Annotated in this window: 17 protein-coding genes and 1 tRNA gene; 11 read left to right on the top strand and 7 right to left on the bottom strand. The window is 56.6% G+C overall.

Annotated elements, in window-relative coordinates; translation table 11 throughout:
• Position 1 precedes the first annotated feature (1 nt).
• The 7 genes from ACZ5PA_RS02190 to hypF all read left to right on the top strand — a co-directional run bounded on the left by ACZ5PA_RS02190 (position 2) and on the right by hypF (position 7,675).
• Positions 2-394 (top strand): CopG family ribbon-helix-helix protein, encoded by a 393-nt coding sequence (locus tag ACZ5PA_RS02190; protein ID WP_464930660.1) that lies wholly within the window; start codon positions 2-4, stop codon positions 392-394.
• Positions 395-423: 29 nt separating this feature from the next.
• Positions 424-834 carry a hydrogenase maturation nickel metallochaperone HypA/HybF gene (locus ACZ5PA_RS02185; RefSeq protein WP_464930659.1) on the top strand — a complete coding sequence of 137 codons (411 nt, stop codon included), beginning with the start codon at positions 424-426 and terminating at the stop codon, positions 832-834.
• Positions 831-1,562 carry a P-loop NTPase gene (locus ACZ5PA_RS02180; protein ID WP_464930658.1) on the top strand — a complete coding sequence of 244 codons (732 nt, stop codon included), beginning with the start codon at positions 831-833 and terminating at the stop codon, positions 1,560-1,562. The genes ACZ5PA_RS02185 and ACZ5PA_RS02180 overlap by 4 nt, the downstream gene beginning before the upstream one ends.
• On the top strand, positions 1,562-3,463 hold the full coding sequence (locus ACZ5PA_RS02175) for an AMP-binding protein (RefSeq protein WP_464930657.1): 1,902 nt from the start codon (positions 1,562-1,564) through the stop codon (positions 3,461-3,463). The genes ACZ5PA_RS02180 and ACZ5PA_RS02175 overlap by 1 nt, the downstream gene beginning before the upstream one ends.
• 50 nt (positions 3,464-3,513) lie before the next feature.
• The gene (gene hypE, locus ACZ5PA_RS02170) at positions 3,514-4,548 is read left to right on the top strand and encodes a hydrogenase expression/formation protein HypE (protein WP_464930656.1); all 1,035 of its coding nucleotides are present in this window, start codon (positions 3,514-3,516) and stop codon (positions 4,546-4,548) included.
• Entirely contained in the window at positions 4,542-5,132 is a 591-nt protein-coding gene (locus ACZ5PA_RS02165) for an MBL fold metallo-hydrolase (RefSeq protein WP_464930655.1), read from the top strand. Before hypE ends, ACZ5PA_RS02165 begins: the two co-directional genes overlap by 7 nt.
• A 287-nt stretch (positions 5,133-5,419) precedes the next feature.
• Positions 5,420-7,675, top strand: coding sequence for a carbamoyltransferase HypF (gene hypF, locus ACZ5PA_RS02160; RefSeq protein ID WP_464930654.1), 2,256 nt, complete (start codon positions 5,420-5,422; stop codon positions 7,673-7,675).
• Positions 7,676-7,798: 123 nt separating this feature from the next.
• Here hypF and ACZ5PA_RS02155 read toward each other — a convergent pair.
• Positions 7,799-7,916: transfer RNA gene (locus ACZ5PA_RS02155), tRNA-Met, on the bottom strand.
• A 125-nt stretch (positions 7,917-8,041) separates the two neighbouring features.
• Here ACZ5PA_RS02155 and ACZ5PA_RS02150 point away from each other — a divergent pair.
• The 3 genes from ACZ5PA_RS02150 to ACZ5PA_RS02140 are packed head-to-tail and all read left to right on the top strand — an operon-like array spanning position 8,042 to position 8,819.
• A complete protein-coding gene (locus ACZ5PA_RS02150) occupies positions 8,042-8,239 on the top strand; it encodes a hypothetical protein (protein WP_464930653.1) in 198 nt (65 codons plus the stop codon).
• Between the two features lie 29 nt (positions 8,240-8,268).
• On the top strand, positions 8,269-8,598 hold the full coding sequence (locus tag ACZ5PA_RS02145; protein ID WP_464930652.1) for a hypothetical protein: 330 nt from the start codon (positions 8,269-8,271) through the stop codon (positions 8,596-8,598).
• A 32-nt stretch (positions 8,599-8,630) separates the two neighbouring features.
• Entirely contained in the window at positions 8,631-8,819 is a 189-nt protein-coding gene (locus ACZ5PA_RS02140; protein WP_464930651.1) for a hypothetical protein, read from the top strand.
• On the opposite strand, the gene ACZ5PA_RS02135 is transcribed toward ACZ5PA_RS02140, so the two are convergent.
• Complete coding sequence (locus ACZ5PA_RS02135) at positions 8,797-9,720, bottom strand: ATPase domain-containing protein (protein ID WP_464930650.1); 924 nt, start codon at positions 9,718-9,720, stop codon at positions 8,797-8,799. The two genes, ACZ5PA_RS02140 and ACZ5PA_RS02135, sit on opposite strands and share 23 nt — an antisense overlap.
• Positions 9,721-9,836: 116 nt before the next feature.
• On the bottom strand, positions 9,837-10,346 hold the full coding sequence (locus ACZ5PA_RS02130) for a hypothetical protein (RefSeq protein WP_464930649.1): 510 nt from the start codon (positions 10,344-10,346) through the stop codon (positions 9,837-9,839).
• 433 nt (positions 10,347-10,779) lie between these two features.
• Here ACZ5PA_RS02130 and ACZ5PA_RS02125 point away from each other — a divergent pair, with 433 nt between their 5' ends.
• On the top strand, positions 10,780-10,962 hold the full coding sequence (locus ACZ5PA_RS02125; protein ID WP_464931262.1) for a winged helix-turn-helix domain-containing protein: 183 nt from the start codon (positions 10,780-10,782) through the stop codon (positions 10,960-10,962).
• Here the strand turns inward: ACZ5PA_RS02125 and ACZ5PA_RS02120 are convergent.
• The 4 genes from ACZ5PA_RS02120 to ACZ5PA_RS02105 form a co-directional block, all read right to left on the bottom strand.
• On the bottom strand, positions 10,959-11,204 hold the full coding sequence (locus tag ACZ5PA_RS02120) for a hypothetical protein (protein ID WP_464930648.1): 246 nt from the start codon (positions 11,202-11,204) through the stop codon (positions 10,959-10,961). The two genes, ACZ5PA_RS02125 and ACZ5PA_RS02120, sit on opposite strands and share 4 nt — an antisense overlap.
• A 655-nt stretch (positions 11,205-11,859) precedes the next feature.
• Entirely contained in the window at positions 11,860-12,525 is a 666-nt protein-coding gene (locus tag ACZ5PA_RS02115; protein ID WP_464930647.1) for a hypothetical protein, read from the bottom strand.
• A gap of 356 nt (positions 12,526-12,881) precedes the next feature.
• The gene (brxL, locus tag ACZ5PA_RS02110) at positions 12,882-14,315 is read right to left on the bottom strand and encodes a BREX system Lon protease-like protein BrxL (protein WP_464931261.1); all 1,434 of its coding nucleotides are present in this window, start codon (positions 14,313-14,315) and stop codon (positions 12,882-12,884) included.
• Positions 14,315-18,007: an Eco57I restriction-modification methylase domain-containing protein gene (locus ACZ5PA_RS02105; protein WP_464930646.1), complete on the bottom strand. Its 3,693-nt coding sequence runs from the start codon at positions 18,005-18,007 to the stop codon at positions 14,315-14,317. Before ACZ5PA_RS02105 ends, brxL begins: the two co-directional genes overlap by 1 nt.
• Between the last annotated feature and the right edge of the window lie 68 nt (positions 18,008-18,075).

Raw genomic sequence — 18,075 nt, 5'->3', positions numbered from 1 at the left:
CGTGAAACGCATCAGCTTGGCCCTTGACGATAAACTTTACAAGGAGGTGGAAAACGCTATGTCGATAATAGGCGAGACCAACAGATCTCGTTTCATAACCTCTATAATAGCCGAGAAAATCAGCGAGATTGTACAAAAGCCCATAGCTTCAATTATAGTTTATATATATGACCATGAGGTGGGGGACGTGGCCAAGAACATAACCGAGATACAACACGAGTTCAGGGACGTTATACGAGCATCTACTCACATACACCTCGACGACAGGAACTGCCTAGAGGTGATACATGCGCTCGGCGACAGCGAGAGGATAAGAGATCTAGTCGCGAGGATGTCCAGAGTAGGCAGAGGCCTTAAGTTCTTGAGAGTCGTGAACGTCCCGCGCCTCGAGTAGCACTTTAATACTCTAAACGCCTACCTGATATGCACGAGTGGTCGTTGGCGTTATCCTTGATACAGACGTTGGACCGCTGGGCTCTAGAGCGCGGCGTTGGGATAAAAAAAGTGGTCTTGTCGGTGCCCTCGCCGGCTCAACTAGACATATCCGTGTTGACCGAGGCCTTCGACACGCTCAAGAGGGAGTCTAGGCTGGAGGGGGCGAGGCTGGAGGTCAAGGTGAGGTCGCCCCGTTACCGTTGCCGCGCTTGCGGGTACGAGTTCGGCCAAGAGGAGGTGGAGCCTCAGATTAAGCGCATAGCGGGCGAATACGGCGAGGAGTACCCCTTGCATTTGATCCCGGAGCTCCTCCCTACTTTTATCAAATGCCCCAGATGCGGCTCCCACGACATAGAGGCCGAGCTCTCGATAAAGGTAGAGGAGGTGGAGACCGTATGAGGCCTCTCTTAGGGCTCGCGAAGGATAAGCTGAGGGGGAGGAAAGTAATAGCCGTGTTGAGCGGCAAGGGCGGCGTGGGCAAAAGCGTTATAGCGTCTTTATTGGCGCTGAGCGTTGAGAACTCCGTTTTGATAGACCTAGATCTCAGCGGCATGTCCATCCCGAAGCTCTTCGGCGTTTCGGGCAAATTACACGAGGTGGGAAAGGAGGGCATAGAGCCCCTCGTCGTCGGCGGTTTGAAGTTGTTCTCGTTGGGCGGCATTGTGGGCGATAGGTACGTGATCCTCCCTGGATACAGCCAAGCCGGGACGGTCGAGGCCCTAATCGCCTTCGCCAAGCTCGGCGATGTTAACACCATAGTGGTCGACATGCCGCCCGGCATGGGCGAGGAGTTGTTGGCCTTGGGCAGAATCGCCGATTATATCCCCGTGGTGGTCTCCACGCCATCTAAGGCCTCCTACAAGGTCGTGAAACACCTAGTTGACTACTTAACCGAGGCGGGCCGTAGGCCGAAGGCCTTCGTCCTCAACATGGCCTACGTCGATTGCGGAGGGGCTAGGGTCTATCCCTTCGGCCGCGGCGATGACGCGAGGAAGTTGGGCGAGGATATCGGCGCCCGCGTCTACGAAGTCCCGATAGATCCCTCGCTCGAGGACTACGTCGGGAGGCTACACGAATATAAAGGCCCTGTGGCCAAGGCAGTGCAAGAGGTGGCGAGGTCTCTCTAATGGAGGCCTTACTGAAAGAAATCATGAGCGAGGAGCGAGTGGTCCCGCCGCTTTTTAAGTATAAGACAATCGACTACGCCCAATACAAGAAAATACATCGAGAGAGCTTAAGGCCGGAGTTCTGGGCCGAGGAGGCGTCTCGTCTGATCTGGGAGAGGCGATGGTCGAAGCTCGTGGAGGGGGATCCCCCGGCCGTTAAGTGGTTCGTGGGGGGCGAGCTGAGCCCCTACAAGAACGTGGTGGGGAAACACGCCGGCACTTGGATCTGGGACAAAATAGCCTTGATCTGGAGGGGGGAGGACGGCCTCATCAAGGCCTTCACGTACTCCGACTTGGACCGCCTCGCCGTGAAGTATTCGGGCGCGCTCAGGGCTCTGGGCGTGGGGAAGGGCGATTGGGTCATGTTCTACGCGCCGCCGACGCCTGAGGTCATCGCGCTTATGTTGGCCGCGGTGCGCATAGGCGCGCCCTTCGAGCCCGTCTTCACGGGCTTCGGCCACGGCGATTTGGCGGCGCGGGTCGAGGACAGACGCCCCAAGCTCCTCGTGACGGTGGACGCGTTCCCCAGGAAAGGGAAGGCGATAAGGACCAAGGAGGTCGTCGACAAGGCGTTGAGGTCGACGAAACATGCCCCCAAGGTGCTAGTAGTGCGTAGGATGGGCGTCGACGTGGAGTTAGTCGACGGGAGGGACTTCGTCCTGGACGACGTCTCGCCCGTCGAGGCTGAGGAGGCCGTGGTGGAGTCCTCACACCCGCTCTTCGGCCTCCACGTGGGCTACGACGAGGGCTTAGGCTTCGTCGCGCACGGGGCTGGCGGCTACTTGACGCAGACCTACGCCACGACTAGGTGGATGGGCTTAAGGCCGCGGGATACTTATTTCTGCACGGTCTTGCCCGGGTGGATAACCGGCGTGACCTACGTCTTATTCGGGCCCTTCATGGTGGGCTCGGCGGTCGTCGTGTACGAGGGAGGGCCCGATTACCCGAGCTGGGATATATGGTGGAGCGTGTTGGAGGACTACGCGGTCAACGTCTTCTTGACGACGGCGGGGGCCTTGAGGCTCCTCTCCAGACAAGACCCCAAGATCCTCGAGGAGCACAATCTAGACATGTTGAAGCTCATCTTGACCACGGCGGAGCCCTTGGAGGTCAAGTACTGGAAATGGGCGTACCACTACGTGGGGACCGGCGCCGCGCCCTCCATAGACTCTCTGCCCGGCAAGCTGAGCGGGAGGATACCCGTTATCCATATGTTCATCCAGACGGAGCTCGGGACCTTCGTCACGGGTAGCCTCCCCAACTACGCGTTCGTCCCCTTGGCGCCAGGCTCCGTCGGGCCTCCGATGCCCGGCTTCGACATAGACGTGGTGGACGAGAGGGGCGATCCCGTGAGGGGGAGGCCGGGCCAATTAGTCGTCAAAATGCCTTGGCCGGCGATGCCGGTGGAGTACTCGAAATGGTTCGCCGAGAAGTGGAGAGGCGGGATCTACTACGTCGGCGATATGGCCGTGATGGCCGACGACATGAACATATTCCCCCTCGGCAGATCGGACGCCGTGATGAAAGTGAACGGGTACAGGATATCGCCTGCGGTTATCGAGGAGGCCGCGTCGTCGTTGCCGGGCATTAGGGGCGCGATCGCGGTAGGCGTATACGACCCCCAGAAGTTCGAGGCCCCGCTCCTCGTAGTTGAGGGCGAAGTTCAGCCCGAGGACGTGAGGCGTAGGGTCAGAGAATACGTGGGCCCCATAGCGGAGCCCTCGGCGGTGGTCGTAGTCGACGAGATCCCGCGGGAGCCCAAAAGGCAGTTGCGCCTCGCCCTAAAGCTGGCGTTGAGGGGGGTGAAGGGGGTTCATCCGTGGGCCGAGGAAATCGCCTCGCGGCTGAGGGCGGGGACATGAGCGGGCCCGCGTCGTAGCGAGTCCGTTATTTATAGGCTGTTTTTATCTCCATGAGTGAGGTCATTAGGCTCGCCCACGGGGCCGGCGGTGTCGAGACGTCGCAAATCCTCGAGGCGTTGATATTCTCCAAGGTCGAAGAGAAGTTGAAAAAAGTAGAGGGGGGTTTAGGCATAGATTTCCCCGACGACGCCGCGGCTATACCCATCGGCGATGGGCGCTACTTGGTCGTGACCATCGACTCCTACACGGTCAATCCGCCTTTCTTTCCCGGCGGCGATATAGGCGTTCTCGCAGCCGCCGGCTCCATCAACGACGTCTTGATGATGGGGGGAAGACCTATCGCCCTCATGGACGCCATCATAGTCGAGGAGGGCTTTCCTATGGAGGACTTGAGAAGGATAGTGGACTCGATGTTGAGGGTATTGCGCGAGGAGGGCGTTGCGTTGATAGGCGGCGATTTTAAAGTCATGCCGAGGGGTCAAATAGACAAAATAGCGATAGCCACGGTGGGCATAGGCGTTGCCGATAGGCTGATAGTAGATAGGCCTCAGCCCGGCGATAAGATAATCGTGAGCGGATATCTCGGAGATCACGGGGCTGTGATATTGGCGAGGCAGATGGGCCTCGAGGAGCCGGGCGGGGGGCTCATAAGCGATGTGAAGCCCTTGACGAAGCTCATGTTGCCCTTGGTCGAGAAATACGGCCAGTACATCCACGCGGCCCGCGACCCGACCAGAGGCGGTTTAGCCATGACGCTCAACGACTGGGCCAAGGCCTCGGGGAGCGTGATAGTCGTGGACGAATCGACTATACCCATCAAGCCGCAAGTGGCGTCCTACGCCAACATGTTGGGCATAGACCCCTTGGCGCTCGCCAGCGAGGGCGCGGCCGTGCTCTCCGTGAGCCCCGAGGCGGCCGACGAGGTCGTGGAGTTCATGAAGAAACTCGGCTTCGAGAACGCGGCGATAATAGGCGAGGTCAAGAAGGCGGAGAAGTACAAGGGGTACGTCCTCCTCAAGACCGTGGTCGGGGGGTTGAGGATATTAGAAGCGCCTAGAGGCGACCTAGTGCCGAGGATATGCTGAGGCTTGAGTTCAGAGGCGTCGAGGTGCGCAGGGCGGGCGGCCCCGCCGGCGTGGCTATAAGACGCGGCGAAACCGCCTTGTGCATCGACGCGTTGGACTTAGACAAGTGCGACTACCTCCTCTACACTCACGCCCATCCAGCCCATTTCCCCGGCGGAATTTCCGAGTTCTACTCCCCCCTCGGCGGCCGCAAGGTAAAGCCAGGCGATGTCCTGGACTTGGGGCCCTTCAAGGTAGCCGTAGTGGACGCCTACAACGTCACCAAGCTCATGGGAGGGCGGCCGATCCACCTCAAGGGCGAGGGCGTGGGGTACGTCGTGGAGGCGGGCGGGGTGAGGCTCTACCATACAGGCGATACGGACCTCATAAAGGAGATGTCGTCCGTGGGGCCTATCGACGTGCTCCTAGTGCCCATAGGCGGCGGCTCCGTCATGACGCCCGAGGAGGCCGCCGAGGCCGTGATGTTGTTAAGGCCTAAGATAGCCGTGCCGCTCCACTACGTCGAGAAGAAACACTACGTCAAGTTCAGAGATATAGCCTACCCCTATACGAACATAATCGCTTTGCCCGCCGATAGGTCCTAGGCCATGCTGGCGAGGTCGTGGAGGGCTTCGGCGAAATGGCCGTCGAATTCTTCCAGGAGGTCCTCGGAGCGGGTCGACGCCTCCAAGCGCTTGTTCGGCGCCCGGGGAGCCCGCCTAGGGAGCGCGAGGTCTTGGCGGTTGTCGACAGCGTATTGGATCGCCCAAACGCGCCCGACGGCTGCTCCGCCCAAGCTCCCGATCTCCGAGACCTCGACGGCCTCCTCGGCGAACGCCCTCGCCGCCCCTCTTTTAGTTCTGCGTTATCGCGACGCGGCGATAAGCGCTTTATGTCGAACGGCCTCGTGAAGGCGTTTAGGATATACGCCATCGGCATAGTGCAAGGCGTGGGCTTTCGGCCCTACGTGAAGATGTTGGCGAGCTCGTTGGGGCTTACGGGATACGTCAAGAACATGGGCGGAGGCGAGGTGGAGATCTTCGTGGAGGGGGAGAAGGCGGCGGAGTTCATAGAGGCGCTCCGGAACAGCCGGCCTAAGGCCATAATGCTCGAGGAGCTCGTGGTGCAAGAGGCGGAGCCCCGAGGCTATAGCTCTTTCGAGATATTGAAGAGCGACGAGGAGGCGCGCACGCCGTCTAATATACCCCCCGACATGGCCATCTGCGACGAGTGTTTGAGGGAGGTCCTCGAGGGCGAGTGGAGGAGGCGCGGCTATTACTTCAACTCTTGCAGCTTCTGCGGCCCCCGCTTCTCGGTGATGAGGCGCCTCCCCTACGATAGGGAGAACACGAGCTGGGCGAGCTTCCCCATGTGCCCCCGCTGCGAGGCCGAGTACTCGTCGCCCCAAATAGGAGGCATTAGGAGGTTCTTCTACCAAGGGATATCGTGTAAACTCGACGGGCCTCGGGCGAGGCTCCTAGACTCCTCCGGCAAGCCCTTAGACGTAGAGGACCCGGTCTTGAAGGCGGCTGAGCTGGTGTCTGAAGGGCGCATAGTCGCCGTGAAGGGCATAGGGGGATATCACATATTCGCGAAGGCGACCGACGACTCCGTCGTGGCGGAGCTGAGGAGGAGGAAGAGGAGGCCGAGCCAGCCCTTCGCCGTAATGGCATTGGACTTGGCCGCGGCCGAGCGCCTCGTCCATATAGACGAGAAAGCCGCCGGCTTGTTGACCTCGCCCCAACGGCCCATAGTCCTATTGCCGAAAAGGGAGGACAGCCCCGCCTCCCCGCTCGTCTCCCCCGGCCTCGACAAAGAGGGCGTGTTCTTGCCCTATACGGCCCTGCAGTACTTGTTGTTGGCGAACACCGACGACAAATTCGCCGTGGCCACCAGCGGCAACGCACACGGCGAGCCCATGTGCAAGGACCTCAAATGCGCCTTGGAGAAGCTGGGGCGGATCGTGGACTTCGTGTTGGACCACGACTTGGAGATAGCGCATAGGGTGGACGACAGCGTTGTGAGGTTCACGAACGGCGCGCCGACTTTTCTCAGGAGATCTAGAGGCTACGCGCCGGCGTGGATCCGCGTCCGGCGCAAGTTCAAGAGGCCCGTCGTCGCGTTCGGCGCAGATCTACAGACGGCCGGCGCCGTGGCCTTCGAGGACAAGGTGGTCTTGACCCAGTATATAGGCGATTTGGACGACTTCGACGCCCTCAAGGACCTGGACGAGGAGCTGAGGTGGTTCGCCAAGGCGTATAGGCTCAAGGACCCCGTATTGGTCTGCGACAAGAACCCTGCGTATAACAGCACGAAGCTCTGCAAAGAGTGGGCTGAGGAGTTGAAAGCTGAAATGCTCGTCGTGCAGCACCACCACGCCCACGCGCTCGCCGCGGCCGCCGACGCTGGGCTAGCAGAGCCCTTCGTGGCCGTCGCCATAGACGGCGTGGGGTACGGAGACGACGGGATGGCTTGGGGCGGCGAGGTGCTCTTCGTGGAGGGGGCCGAATACGCGAGGGAGCGCCATCTGCGCTACGTCCCCATGCCCGGAGGCGATCTAGCCGCCTTGAGGCCCGCCAGGATGGCCGCGGCGTATTTCAAAGAAGCCCTCGGCGACGTGCCGCAACAACTCGCCGATCGTCTGCCAGGAGGGCTCTTGGAGCTCGAGGCGGTTGTCAAAGAGCTCAAGGCGCCGAGGCTCTTCACGTCGAGCGCGGGGAGGTTCTTGGACGCAGTGGCCGCCGCGTTGGGGATCGCCTGGGAGCGCACCTACGAGGGCGAGCCGGCCATAAGGCTCGAGGCCGCCGCGACGGGCGGGAGGCCTCTGCCGTTTAGGGCCGAGGACCAAGTGGAGCTGTTCGCGGAGGTCGTGGAGGCGTTCCGGTCGGGTTCGCCGGCGAGGGACGTGGCGTACTCGGCGCAGTTGAGGCTCGGCTCCATCCTAGGCTCTTGGGCGTGCGAGAGCGCCCAGAGGAGGGGCGTCGACGTCGCGGCTGTGTCGGGAGGCGCCGCCGTGAACGATATCGTGGTAGCGGGCATAGCCCACGAGGTTAAGAGGTGCGGGCTGAGGCTAGTGCAGCAGACGAAGGCTCCGCCGGGCGACGGCGGCATCGCCCTCGGGCAGGCGTACTTCGCGACGTTCGTATAACGGTCGACGGCCGCCGCGGCCATAACCGTCGCCCACAGCGATGTGTCGTGGTGCCTCTGCCGGTTAAAACCGAACAGCACGGAGGCCGGACTAGGAGCGTGGCAGTTGAGGAACGAAGAAAGGTAGCGGGGCCGGGATTTGAACCCGGGACCTCGGGGCTGCTCGGGCCTAGAGGCCCTTTCTGCTCGGGCCTTAGGGGCCCTTTATGAGCCCCGCGGCCTGCCCGCTGGCCCACCCCGCTATCTATTTTTCCAATTTTTCTGGGTTTATAAACTTTTCCCGATTATTACTGCGAACAGCCCATCCCTATTAGTTCGCGCGGCGTGTTTAGGAGTAAAATTTTTCCGCCCCTCCACGGCGGTTTGCGTGGTCTTTCGGCCTCTGCTCCCTCCCACCGCCCTCCTCCACTACAGGGACTTCGACTTGGCGTGTTCAATGCTGGACGGGGTGCGCGAGGCGGTGGAAAAGGCCATATCGAGGCTGTCCCACACGTTGAGGGAGTTGGCGATGCGCCTCCCCCGCCGCCTGTGGCTTTACTTAGCTGGCGGTTGGGGGGCCGTATAGAGAAGGGCGGGCGGCGTTTAAAAAGGGGCGTGCGTGCCCGAATACAGTTAGACGAAATAGACAAAGTCCCGGCGAAGGAGCTGGCCGTGCTCCTGCCGGTGCTCGAGGGCAGGAGGCTGGTGGTCAGGAAGCACGGCAAGGCAGCGTCGATAGACCTCGCGGGGATGAAGGCCGTGGCCACGGCGAACGTGGCGTTTAGGAAGACGAAGGTGTGGGAGCAGGTGAGCGACCGCATGCTGGTGGTGGAGTTCGACGCGATCCCCCCAGAGGAGTTCCGCCAGCTGATACTGAGGGAGGTGCCGAACGCTGACCCGGAGGTCGTGGAGGCCGTTGTGAAGAACTTTGAAAAGTGTCTATAAGAAACGCCATAAACAAGGGGCATATGCGCCTCGTGCCAGGGTCTAAGACGAAGACCGCGCGGCCGGGGAATTGGGAAAACGACCTAAACAGCCCCTCCCTATCCGACAGCGCCGCCGCCACTGAGAAGACGTCTACGTATAGGCACGTGACCCCCTCCAACGTGGCCGGCATAAGCTCTGCCTCTACGCCCTTCCTCTTCATTCCAGCCCCGCGTCGGTGATGCGGTATTCTATCCTCACGTCCGGCGCCATGCCCGGCACGTCGAGAGGCCACATATAGCCCTCCGCCTTGGCCTTGTTGGGCCTCACCATCATGAACCTCGCGTTGACGGCGTGGGCCAAGACGTTGCCTCCGGCCGGCCTCTTGCCCACTGAGAAGGCCTCCGGCACGTCCATGACCTGGTTTGTAAGCACCGACGTAAGGCCGAAGGTCCTGGCGTGCCTCCTCAGCCAGTCCACTAGGTAATGGATGCGCTGTTGCCTGGCGGCCAGCATTTCGCGGCCGGGGAACTCCGCCCTATACAAGGCCGTGATGGTGTCGATTATGACCAGGCGGCATCCCTCTTGTATATGCCGCGGCAGCTCGAACTTCACGATCTGCTCTAGCTGCACCACGTTGGCGGGCTGGTACACCACTACTGCCCCCTCCGGCACCTCCACGCCGAACCGCCTGGCCACGGCCTCTATGAGGGCGGGGTTGAAGGTGCCCTCCGTGTCCACGTACACCACTCTCTGTGTGAACCCCTGGGCTATCGAAGCCACTGCCAGCTGGTGCGCCAGCATGGACTTCCCCGCCCCGAACTCCCCGGCGAACTCGTAGATGAAGGCCTCGCGGACGCCTCTCCAAGGGGTCTTCTCGTCGAAGGCGGCCACGCCGGTTTTGAAGGTCTTGAACTGCCTCTGCTTGAGCTCTGTCAGAGTCATGGCCTTGGCCGTGTCCACCCTCTGCAACGCCTGCTGGAGGAGCTTGATGGCCCGGTCGTATTCAATGCCAGCCTCTACCAGCTCCTCTATGGTGAACTCTGACAAATGTTCTATCGAAACTACGCTCAGCTCTTCTAGTTTTTCCAGCGTCTTGGGGCCCACGCCCTCTAGAGAGGCGAGTTTCTTGTCTTTTTTCACACTTCAGAACTCGAGTATGTCAAGTGTAAATACGGCGTTCAGGATCCTGAGCGGCGAAAATACGTTTTACTTACCCATATTCTGTGAGTAATCTTTGTCAACTACTACACGGGAGTTCAATATATCAACGGGGGTTTGCCATGCCTGGAGATTGAAAAGAGGCTTTTAACAAGCTCCAAGATGTGTAAAAACTTGGAGAATACATAGCCAAAACGCGCCATTGCAAGTGCCGAGGTGTCTGGCTCGTTATTGAGCAACAGACCGCCAGTGACACTGATAACACGTGTCAAGGCAATGTTTAGGGCGTTTGCGAGACGATCCATTATGGCGTGGGCCTCCTCTGCCGAGACGCTTGGGTCTTCCTCCGCCTGTTGCGCTACCTGCCACATGAGCAACTTAGCCACCGCCGCAATTGCGCGGATAATGCGGCGGTAGGCGTATTCTATATTCGCCGTGGTAACGGAGTAGAGAGTCTCGTCGAAGATCATGGAGGCGATGTACTCGCTGATTAGGTGCGCCACTTTGGAGAGAGGTTCGTTGTTCTTAAGCGCATTGTAGATGTCTACCTCTGTGACTTTGACCTCGGCAAATTTAACCGGCGGCGGGGTGTTTGTTATCCTGTACATCCCACTCACAAGCACGCCAACAAGCCCATATTTATTTTTGTCTGTCTACTACTCACCACTCATACGCCCCGGTCCACATCTCCACAGCCGCCCAGGGCCTCTCCAAAACCCCCTCTTCATCGCCTGGAACCCCCGGTGTCCGCCCAAAAATCGCCGCGGGGCGGCTTTGTGGTGGCTAGGTTGACCATCCAATCCACCCTAAAGGGCAGGGGGGAATTTGTATACCAGCCGCAGGGCGGTCACTGCTTGCCTTGGATGTGGTGTCGTGTTTCATGCGTAACGGCGCGGCTGGGGGATGGCTTGTGGAGGAGCCCGCCGCCGGCGCGGCGAGCCTCTAAGTCGCCGAGGCGTGTCAGTTGGGCGAATTTGCATGTTTAACATGTGCCTAGTAAATTGAACTGTGTTACTAATTTACACTTGTATCGTGTCAGCCATGGAATCACGTGTTGGGATTGTGGAGCTCCTCCGCTGCGAGGGGCCTCTGTATACTCGCGACATCGTGAAGAGTCTTGGCATGCCGTGGAGTACTGTAATTGAGACGCTTAGGAGGCTCGCCAAGCGCGGCGTCGTCGTTGTGGAGAGGGATGGAACTCGGTACATTTGGCGCTTCCGCTAAGAGGGCGAGTCGCCGACGTGGCCGACGCCCCGCGTGGCGAGGCGGTAGCTCGAGCAGAGGGCTGTGGAGCTTCTTAGACGCGCGCCGTTGACCACTTCTGCTCTTGCGAAGCTACTTGGCGAGAAGTACGCCACGACGTACGGCATACTTCGCCGGCTGAAGAGCCGCGGCTCAGCCACACCCTCGGCGTAGCAGAGCTCAGACGGCGTGAGGCCCAGCTCCCTCGCCTTTTCGAAAGCCATTTCTACCAGCTCCTCAAAGCCCAGCTCGCCGTCCCCCGCGGGGACAAAGCGGTCTGGCCAGCCAAATCATGTAGTAAAAAACACTCAATATTAAATAACTTACACACCCACGCCACGGCCATATCTACAGAGGCTAAGCTATGTTGAGTTAACTGTGAGAATGAGCTCTACCTCAATCTCCTAAGCCGCATTGTTGTAGAACAAGTATAGTCTTATTAGAATCTCAAAACTTTTCTAAACTAGACGAGTCCTATCTTAGCTAATACTTATATCTATTTGACTAACGCCTTAGTTGCCACGCGGCTTTAACGTAACTCTAGGTTTAGAACTGACATGACGCTTTTCACGCCGCCTATAGCTACGCTCTATGTAGCTGCTGAGAGTTATGTAAATGTTATGAGGAATTTGCTAAGTCGACGAGTTAAAAACTTGGCCGCTGGCGCCTCTTTTAGCGACACAGCCCGCTCAGCTCGCCTAACACAAGCCCCAGCCTCGTCAACCACAGACCACTCAGGCGAGGCGCTTTCTTCTGATGGATAGTCGCCTTACGGGCGTATACAATCGCCGCATAGCCGACGGGGTCGACCGCCTCAGCATGCCCCCTCTTCCATACGCCGTGGTGTCATCCCGACTCCGGTGCATGTGGAAGAAGGCTTTAACAACACGTCTTTACCACCCTAAGTACGCACCCCACGTCTAGAGACCTCATAAAACACTGGTTGAACTGTTCTAGCGGAATCTTCCTCCCGTTCACTAAGACGTAGTGTTGAGAGTAGGCGTACTTACTCACGCCCCACCTCGCCGGCTCCTCCACCACGGCGGCGTCGCGTTGTAATTCCACTTCGCCGAACCGCTCAGCCAGCTCCCATAGCAAATCGGCTTGCCACTGCTTTAGGCCGCCCTCCTCGCGCCGACGCCGCTCCTCCTCTCTCCACCTTCGCTTCCTTTTGGCGAAATAAAAGGGGCACTGTACTTCTTCGCCGATATAACATGTAAACTTAATCTTGGCGAAGGCTTTGCGGTATCTCCCATATACCGTAAAGATCCACCAGCCGCCCTCCTCTACACATTCCACCCTCTCCACCGTGGCCTCGAAGATCTCGCGGAAGAGCCTAGAGACGCGACTCCACTTGGGGCACGAGATCAGCCGCGGCTTCTGCGCCTCCCCTGGGACAAGCCACAAGTCTAGCGTCGTAGTAGCCCCACTTCCACGTATGTCGTGTGCATTAGATTTTGATCGAATTCTCCTATAATTCTCCCCGCCGTTATCAAGTACCTTGCCGCCAACTTCTCTATGAGGCGCCTCTGGATTGCCCTCCACGCAACTATTTTTCTTTATATCCAACTATACCCAGCCATTGCTAAACACGCCTCGTCCAATGACTTGTGCTACACGGCGAGGGAAATAGTCGCCATAACGACGTGTCGTAGAGGAGGAGAAAGGGGAATAGGTTGCCGCGTGTCTCGACACAAGGGGATATACGCACAACAAGAAGATGTTATACGTTCGGCATGGCCCGCGACTAGGCCCTCCTTATGTTAGTCTCCGTGGGCCACAGCGCCCGTCCACGCAGACACATTAGCCCCTCTCCGGGCAACTAATGCCATGTTGACCATGGCCGACATCTCGCCAGCACGGCAAATCTGCTGCCTCGCCTCCTTAGCGGCGTTTATATTTTACGGTTTTATGGCATATGATAGTCTTTCCTTTGGAAACTCTCCTGGAGATAGTTTATGTAGCCAGTCTCTAATCATCTGTCTCATCTCCACGGCGTACTCCACAACTACCTTAAGCTCGCTTTTGTCAAATTGTAGATTTGGAAGGAGGAGCTTCATGAAAGCGCTAATTATCTTCTTAATGGCTTTTTCATCTCTAATAGTCGTATTTCCAATCAACTCCACGTGCTTACCCACCTCACCCACTAAAGACTCCTTCCTCATGGTATGAAGCGCCTCGGAGAAGTAGTCTAGAGCTATTCCAAATCCTTGAGATAGATAATGCCTAGCTCTGCCTATTTTAGGAAGCTCCCAGCCTGGTATAAGCCCTCTAATCCTATCTATCAGGGCTGAGTCCCTCATGGGCTTTGGCAGTATGTACGTTAAGTCCTCCACGGGCACATAAGCCCCCTCCCTCTCCTCAACTTCCACATTCCCAAGCATAGCTAGAGAACACCCTGAAGTAACTCTCTGTCTACCCCTCTCGTACTGGCCGCTTTCCATGAAGTCCTTGAGTTTAGCAACTATCTCATCGGGATTGGGAAATCTGACTTTGGATATCTCATCGAATACTACTGAATCCCTAACAGCTATCTCGCCGGGCATGCCGTTTCTGAGATTGTAGAACAAGGCCGCTGGGCTTATCATGCCGCCTACGATAATCCTCGTATACCTACTCACATTCCTAAACACGTAAGTCTTGCCGGTAGCCTTAGGCCCAAACTCCACAATATGCAAATTCTCCTCCACAAGCGGTAAGAGCCTCGAGAGGAGGACAAGCTTCCTCCCAATGCCCGGATAGGCGTTGTGATTATAACCAATGGTGTTTATGAGAACATCAAGCCATTCCTCAAAGGTAAAGTAGCCCCGGGCCTCAGCAAGTATCTTAGGATCCGAGGTGGGCGCCTGGAACGGCGTGAAGCCCGTCACGATGACTGGATTTTCTACGAAATTTTCACTTATCCTCGCAGTTTCAGGCGAGTATTCGAGTTCTATTAGACCCCACATCCCCGTGATCATGGTCATGGGATAATTCCTGGCTATATCCGGCGGGACTCTTACGTCGCTCTCACCAATAGATGGGATTATACCCCTGTGCTCGCCGCTTTCTAAATCCACCCAAACCCTTAACTCATCTATAATCTTAATGCGCCTCTCCTCAACAAGCCTATGCTTAAGATACTCCTTCTCACTAGCCTCAAAATAATGCTGTTTAATGAACTCCCTAAGCCTCGTCTGCCAATCATCGGGATACTCCGCCGCGAACTCCGTTATGAGGTACTCAGCAACAAAACCCGGCAGCCTAGATATCTCCGTCTCATGAAGTAGGCTCTTATCCACAGCATAGTCCCCAAAAGCCCTCCTAATCTTAGCATAAAGATCGCCCACAACCATCACCCAAGTCTAAGAGTCCTGGGCCTCCTAGGCCCCTCCGACAACCTGGAGGATGCCGTTACCTTAACACTACCATCATGCTCATAATCAGAGCACTTAAAACTATACGCAACCTCATAAACCCCCTCAGGGACCTTAACCTCAATCCTATGCCTACCATCACCAAGGTTCAGCGTCTGCGTGCCCCAGGGCCACCTAAGAACGAGCACAGCCTTATCACAAAGCTCCGCAGTCACAATATTAACCTCCAGGTAATCAGTCTGCCCAGCAACAACATCGACCTTGAGAAACTCCACCGAGGGCCTAACAACCCCCGCGACGCCCTCCCCCTCTTCGGGAACACCCTCACCAGCCAACACACCCAGTAACTTCCTGAACTCCTCTAAGGCACCCTCGGGTATGCCATAGAGCTGGGCCACAGCCCTATCAAGCTCCTCCTCAACCCTCCTAAGCTCACCCTCTGGGTCCTTAACTTCCCTGCAGTAATCGGGCTTGGCATTGGCGTGGATACACCTGGCGATTTCGTGAGCCCTTTTAGAGAGCCCGGCAATCCTCATGTGTAATTCATTATTAGGATAATAACGAGGAATTCTTATAAAATCGATTATATGCGTTTCTTGCCTCAGCTCATATGTATATGCCGCTATTATTGCCCTTACAACAATTGAATTAAGGATGCCAGCAATATAGTAGGCCTCCTTCAGATCGTTAAGATCTATTAGTATAGTCCCATCATCAGGTATCACAGGCTTTTTACCCGAATGCCCTACCTCTATGGGTTCTACCACAGCACATGAAAAACTAACAGCCTTACCACTAATGCCCCCGGCAATTCTACTCCACACTACCTTGTAGGGAGCTAGGCTAGGCTCTACGTTGAACACCCAGTAAAACGGTGGCGCACTTTTTTCCGCTACCTCAAGCGGCAACCTCCTATAAGGTTCTAACTTACTTTTGTAGGGCTCGCCACCCCTATTCACTAGATCTCTGAAGAATTCATAGAAGTACCTATATGTATTGGGATACTTTATCTTCATTTTATCATGCTTAATTGTATTCCCCCGCTCGTCTACAGGAAGAATGATGTACCTCTCCCTGTAGTCCACATACCACTTCTTAATGTCCCTGCCCCTAATGAGCGGGTAGACAAGGTCAGGCTCTATAGCCGCCTCAACTTGCCTAACCCTCTTCTTCTGCCCAGGCTCCGGCGGGTTAGTGATTAGCAACTTACCATCCGGAAGCCTCTGTTTGATCTGTATGAAGTATACCTGGTTTAGACCCGTATATACTCCCGCATGCGCCTCGTATGGTGAGGGCCCAGAGGTTATCTTCCTAATGTAGGGTAGTACTTTCCTTGTTACCTGCATCCAGGGACTTGAGGGGTCCCCCTCTACTAGGGGCGCCATTATGGCCTCGAACCTCTCCGTATCCTTGAGGATGTCCTCCAGGTGCGCATCGGTGGGTATGGGCTTCCCTGTCTTGTTAACCCATATTACGTGCCTAACCCCATCCCTATTCTCCGCAGTGTTGCCCGTCTCGGGTTTCTCAACAACTATTGCCGAGACTCTGTTCACGGTCCCCTCGAATGGATACAGAGTTACCATGTCGTGCACAACATGCACCCTGGTTTTGGTGGCTAGGAACCTCCTAAACCCCGAGCCAGCCTGTGTCTTGAATACCGTGAACGGCATTAAGAAGCCGTGCCTACCACCTGGTTTTAGGTATAGGTCGAAGCACCTGGCCATGAAGAGCATCGCCAAGTCCCTCTTAACCTTACCCAACCCCGTCTTCCCCCTAATCTCGGCCAGCCCATAGTGCTGCCACAAGTCCCTGGACAACTCCCTGAAGTCCTCAGGCAAGTTTTCCCAGTTGACCCATGGTGGGTTACCCACAACGTAGTCGAACTTGCCCCTCAGTATTGGTGCGAAGGCGTTCCTTATTATGGATACCCAAACATCGTCCTTACCCTCCTCCTCCAGCTTTAGTAGCGTGCTGTAGAAATCCACCAGGACGCTGAGCTCGTTTTCCTCTAACTCCCTGAACCTATACCTCAGCCTCTCTCTAAACTCACTTGGTTTGTACCTGTTTCTCAGTGCGTCAGCCACCTCATGGAGTATACCTGGCAGTAGGTTCTTCTCGACAATGCCTGCTGGTATCCTGAACTCCCCAGCCGTTGTCTTCAGCACGTAAACATCACCCATTAGCGTGGACCTCCTCTCAACCATCAGGGAGTCCGCTAGGTAGATTGGTATCTCCACCCTGCCCCTCCTAGGTAAGTCCGCAATCATGAGTAAGTAGTTTGTCCTGGCGGTGAGTACCGCCAATGGGTTTAGGTCGTACCCAACGACGTTCTGGAGTAGGTAATCGACCAGGACATCCTCCAGGAAGTGCTCCCTGGCATAAGCCCTAAGCCTCGCTATGTACCTCACAAGGAAGGTGCCCGAGCCACATGCTGGGTCCAGAACCCTCAATTGCAGCGGTTTCAGTGGGTCCTCCTCGCCCATCTTCATGAGGTTCTCTAGGCTGAGGCCCACCTCATCGAGTAGGAAATCAGCAAGCCAGTCCGGTGTGTAGTACTCACCAAGCCTATGCCTAATGTCCCCGGGTACTAACTGCTGATACAGTCTCTTTAGGAGATCCCTGGCGTACTCGGGCTCCAACTGAGGCGTTGCTGGTTCGTAGTCCGAGAGCCTCCTTATCACTTCAGCCAGTGCATCAGCTAACTCCCTATCAAGCTCCTCAAGGTACCATGAGAAGTAATCACCCTCCAGGAAATTCTCATAGCCAAAGTGTTTAAAAACGCCGCCGCTTTCCAACTCCCTAAGCTCATCCCTTAGGGCGTCGACACCGCCCCTTGTGTACGCGTCGTCGAGCTCGGCTATGTAGGACTTGTAGAACCTGCCACCGCCGTATAGGTACACAACCTCCGCTGCCAGGAGCTTTAGTATGAAGGCGTAGTACGTCTGTATCGCGAATATGAGCGCGTCATAGTTGACGTTGCCCGTTAACCCGTACTCCCGAGCCAACGCGGGTAATTCCTCAAGCTCCTCAGGCCTGTAACCCGTTGCCTGCCTGAAGAGCCTCATCCAATCCTCAAACAACACCCTAGTCCTCGGGCTCTTACTCTCAACGAGCCTCCTATACAACGCCCTAATAACCCTCTTAGCAAGTTCCGACCGGGGGCCGAAGTCCCTCAGGAGGTTATCCACACTGAGCGCCTTCCTCCTTAGCCCCCTCAGGGCCTCAATAACCTTTATGACGCTCTCCCTGGTGATGTTGTACGGGCCCCTTAGGACCCAAGTATCCTGCGGTTTGTAGTACCTCACGAAGGCTATCCTATCACTGATTACAATACCCAGGTACCTATCCCACTCAGCCTTTGAGGCAGCCTCCGTTTTAATGTAGTTTATTACCTGCTCCTTAGCCTTGGCTATGTCGGTGTTTGTTGAGAATTTGCCTGGGGCTTTGTACTCTATGATTACGTGCCCGTAGAGGGCATCAACCCTAGCCCCGGAGACTAGGGTGTACTCGTAGCGACCGTATTGCGTTATACCCAGTGGTTTGAGGATCATGTCCTCTATGCACTTGGACACGCTAATCCTCAACTCCTCCTCATTACTAGCCCTCTTAACACCCTGTAAGAAACAATTTAAAACGCCATCAACATCTATTTGAAAGCTCGACGTAGCCACAGAGATTAGTAAATAAAGAAATTTAACCCTAACTCATGAAGCGTCGACATAGGACCCCCAGCGCCTCG

It is taken from the genome of Thermoproteus thermophilus, from assembly GCF_055392855.1.
This window is presented reverse-complemented; position numbering and strand designations above follow the sequence as displayed.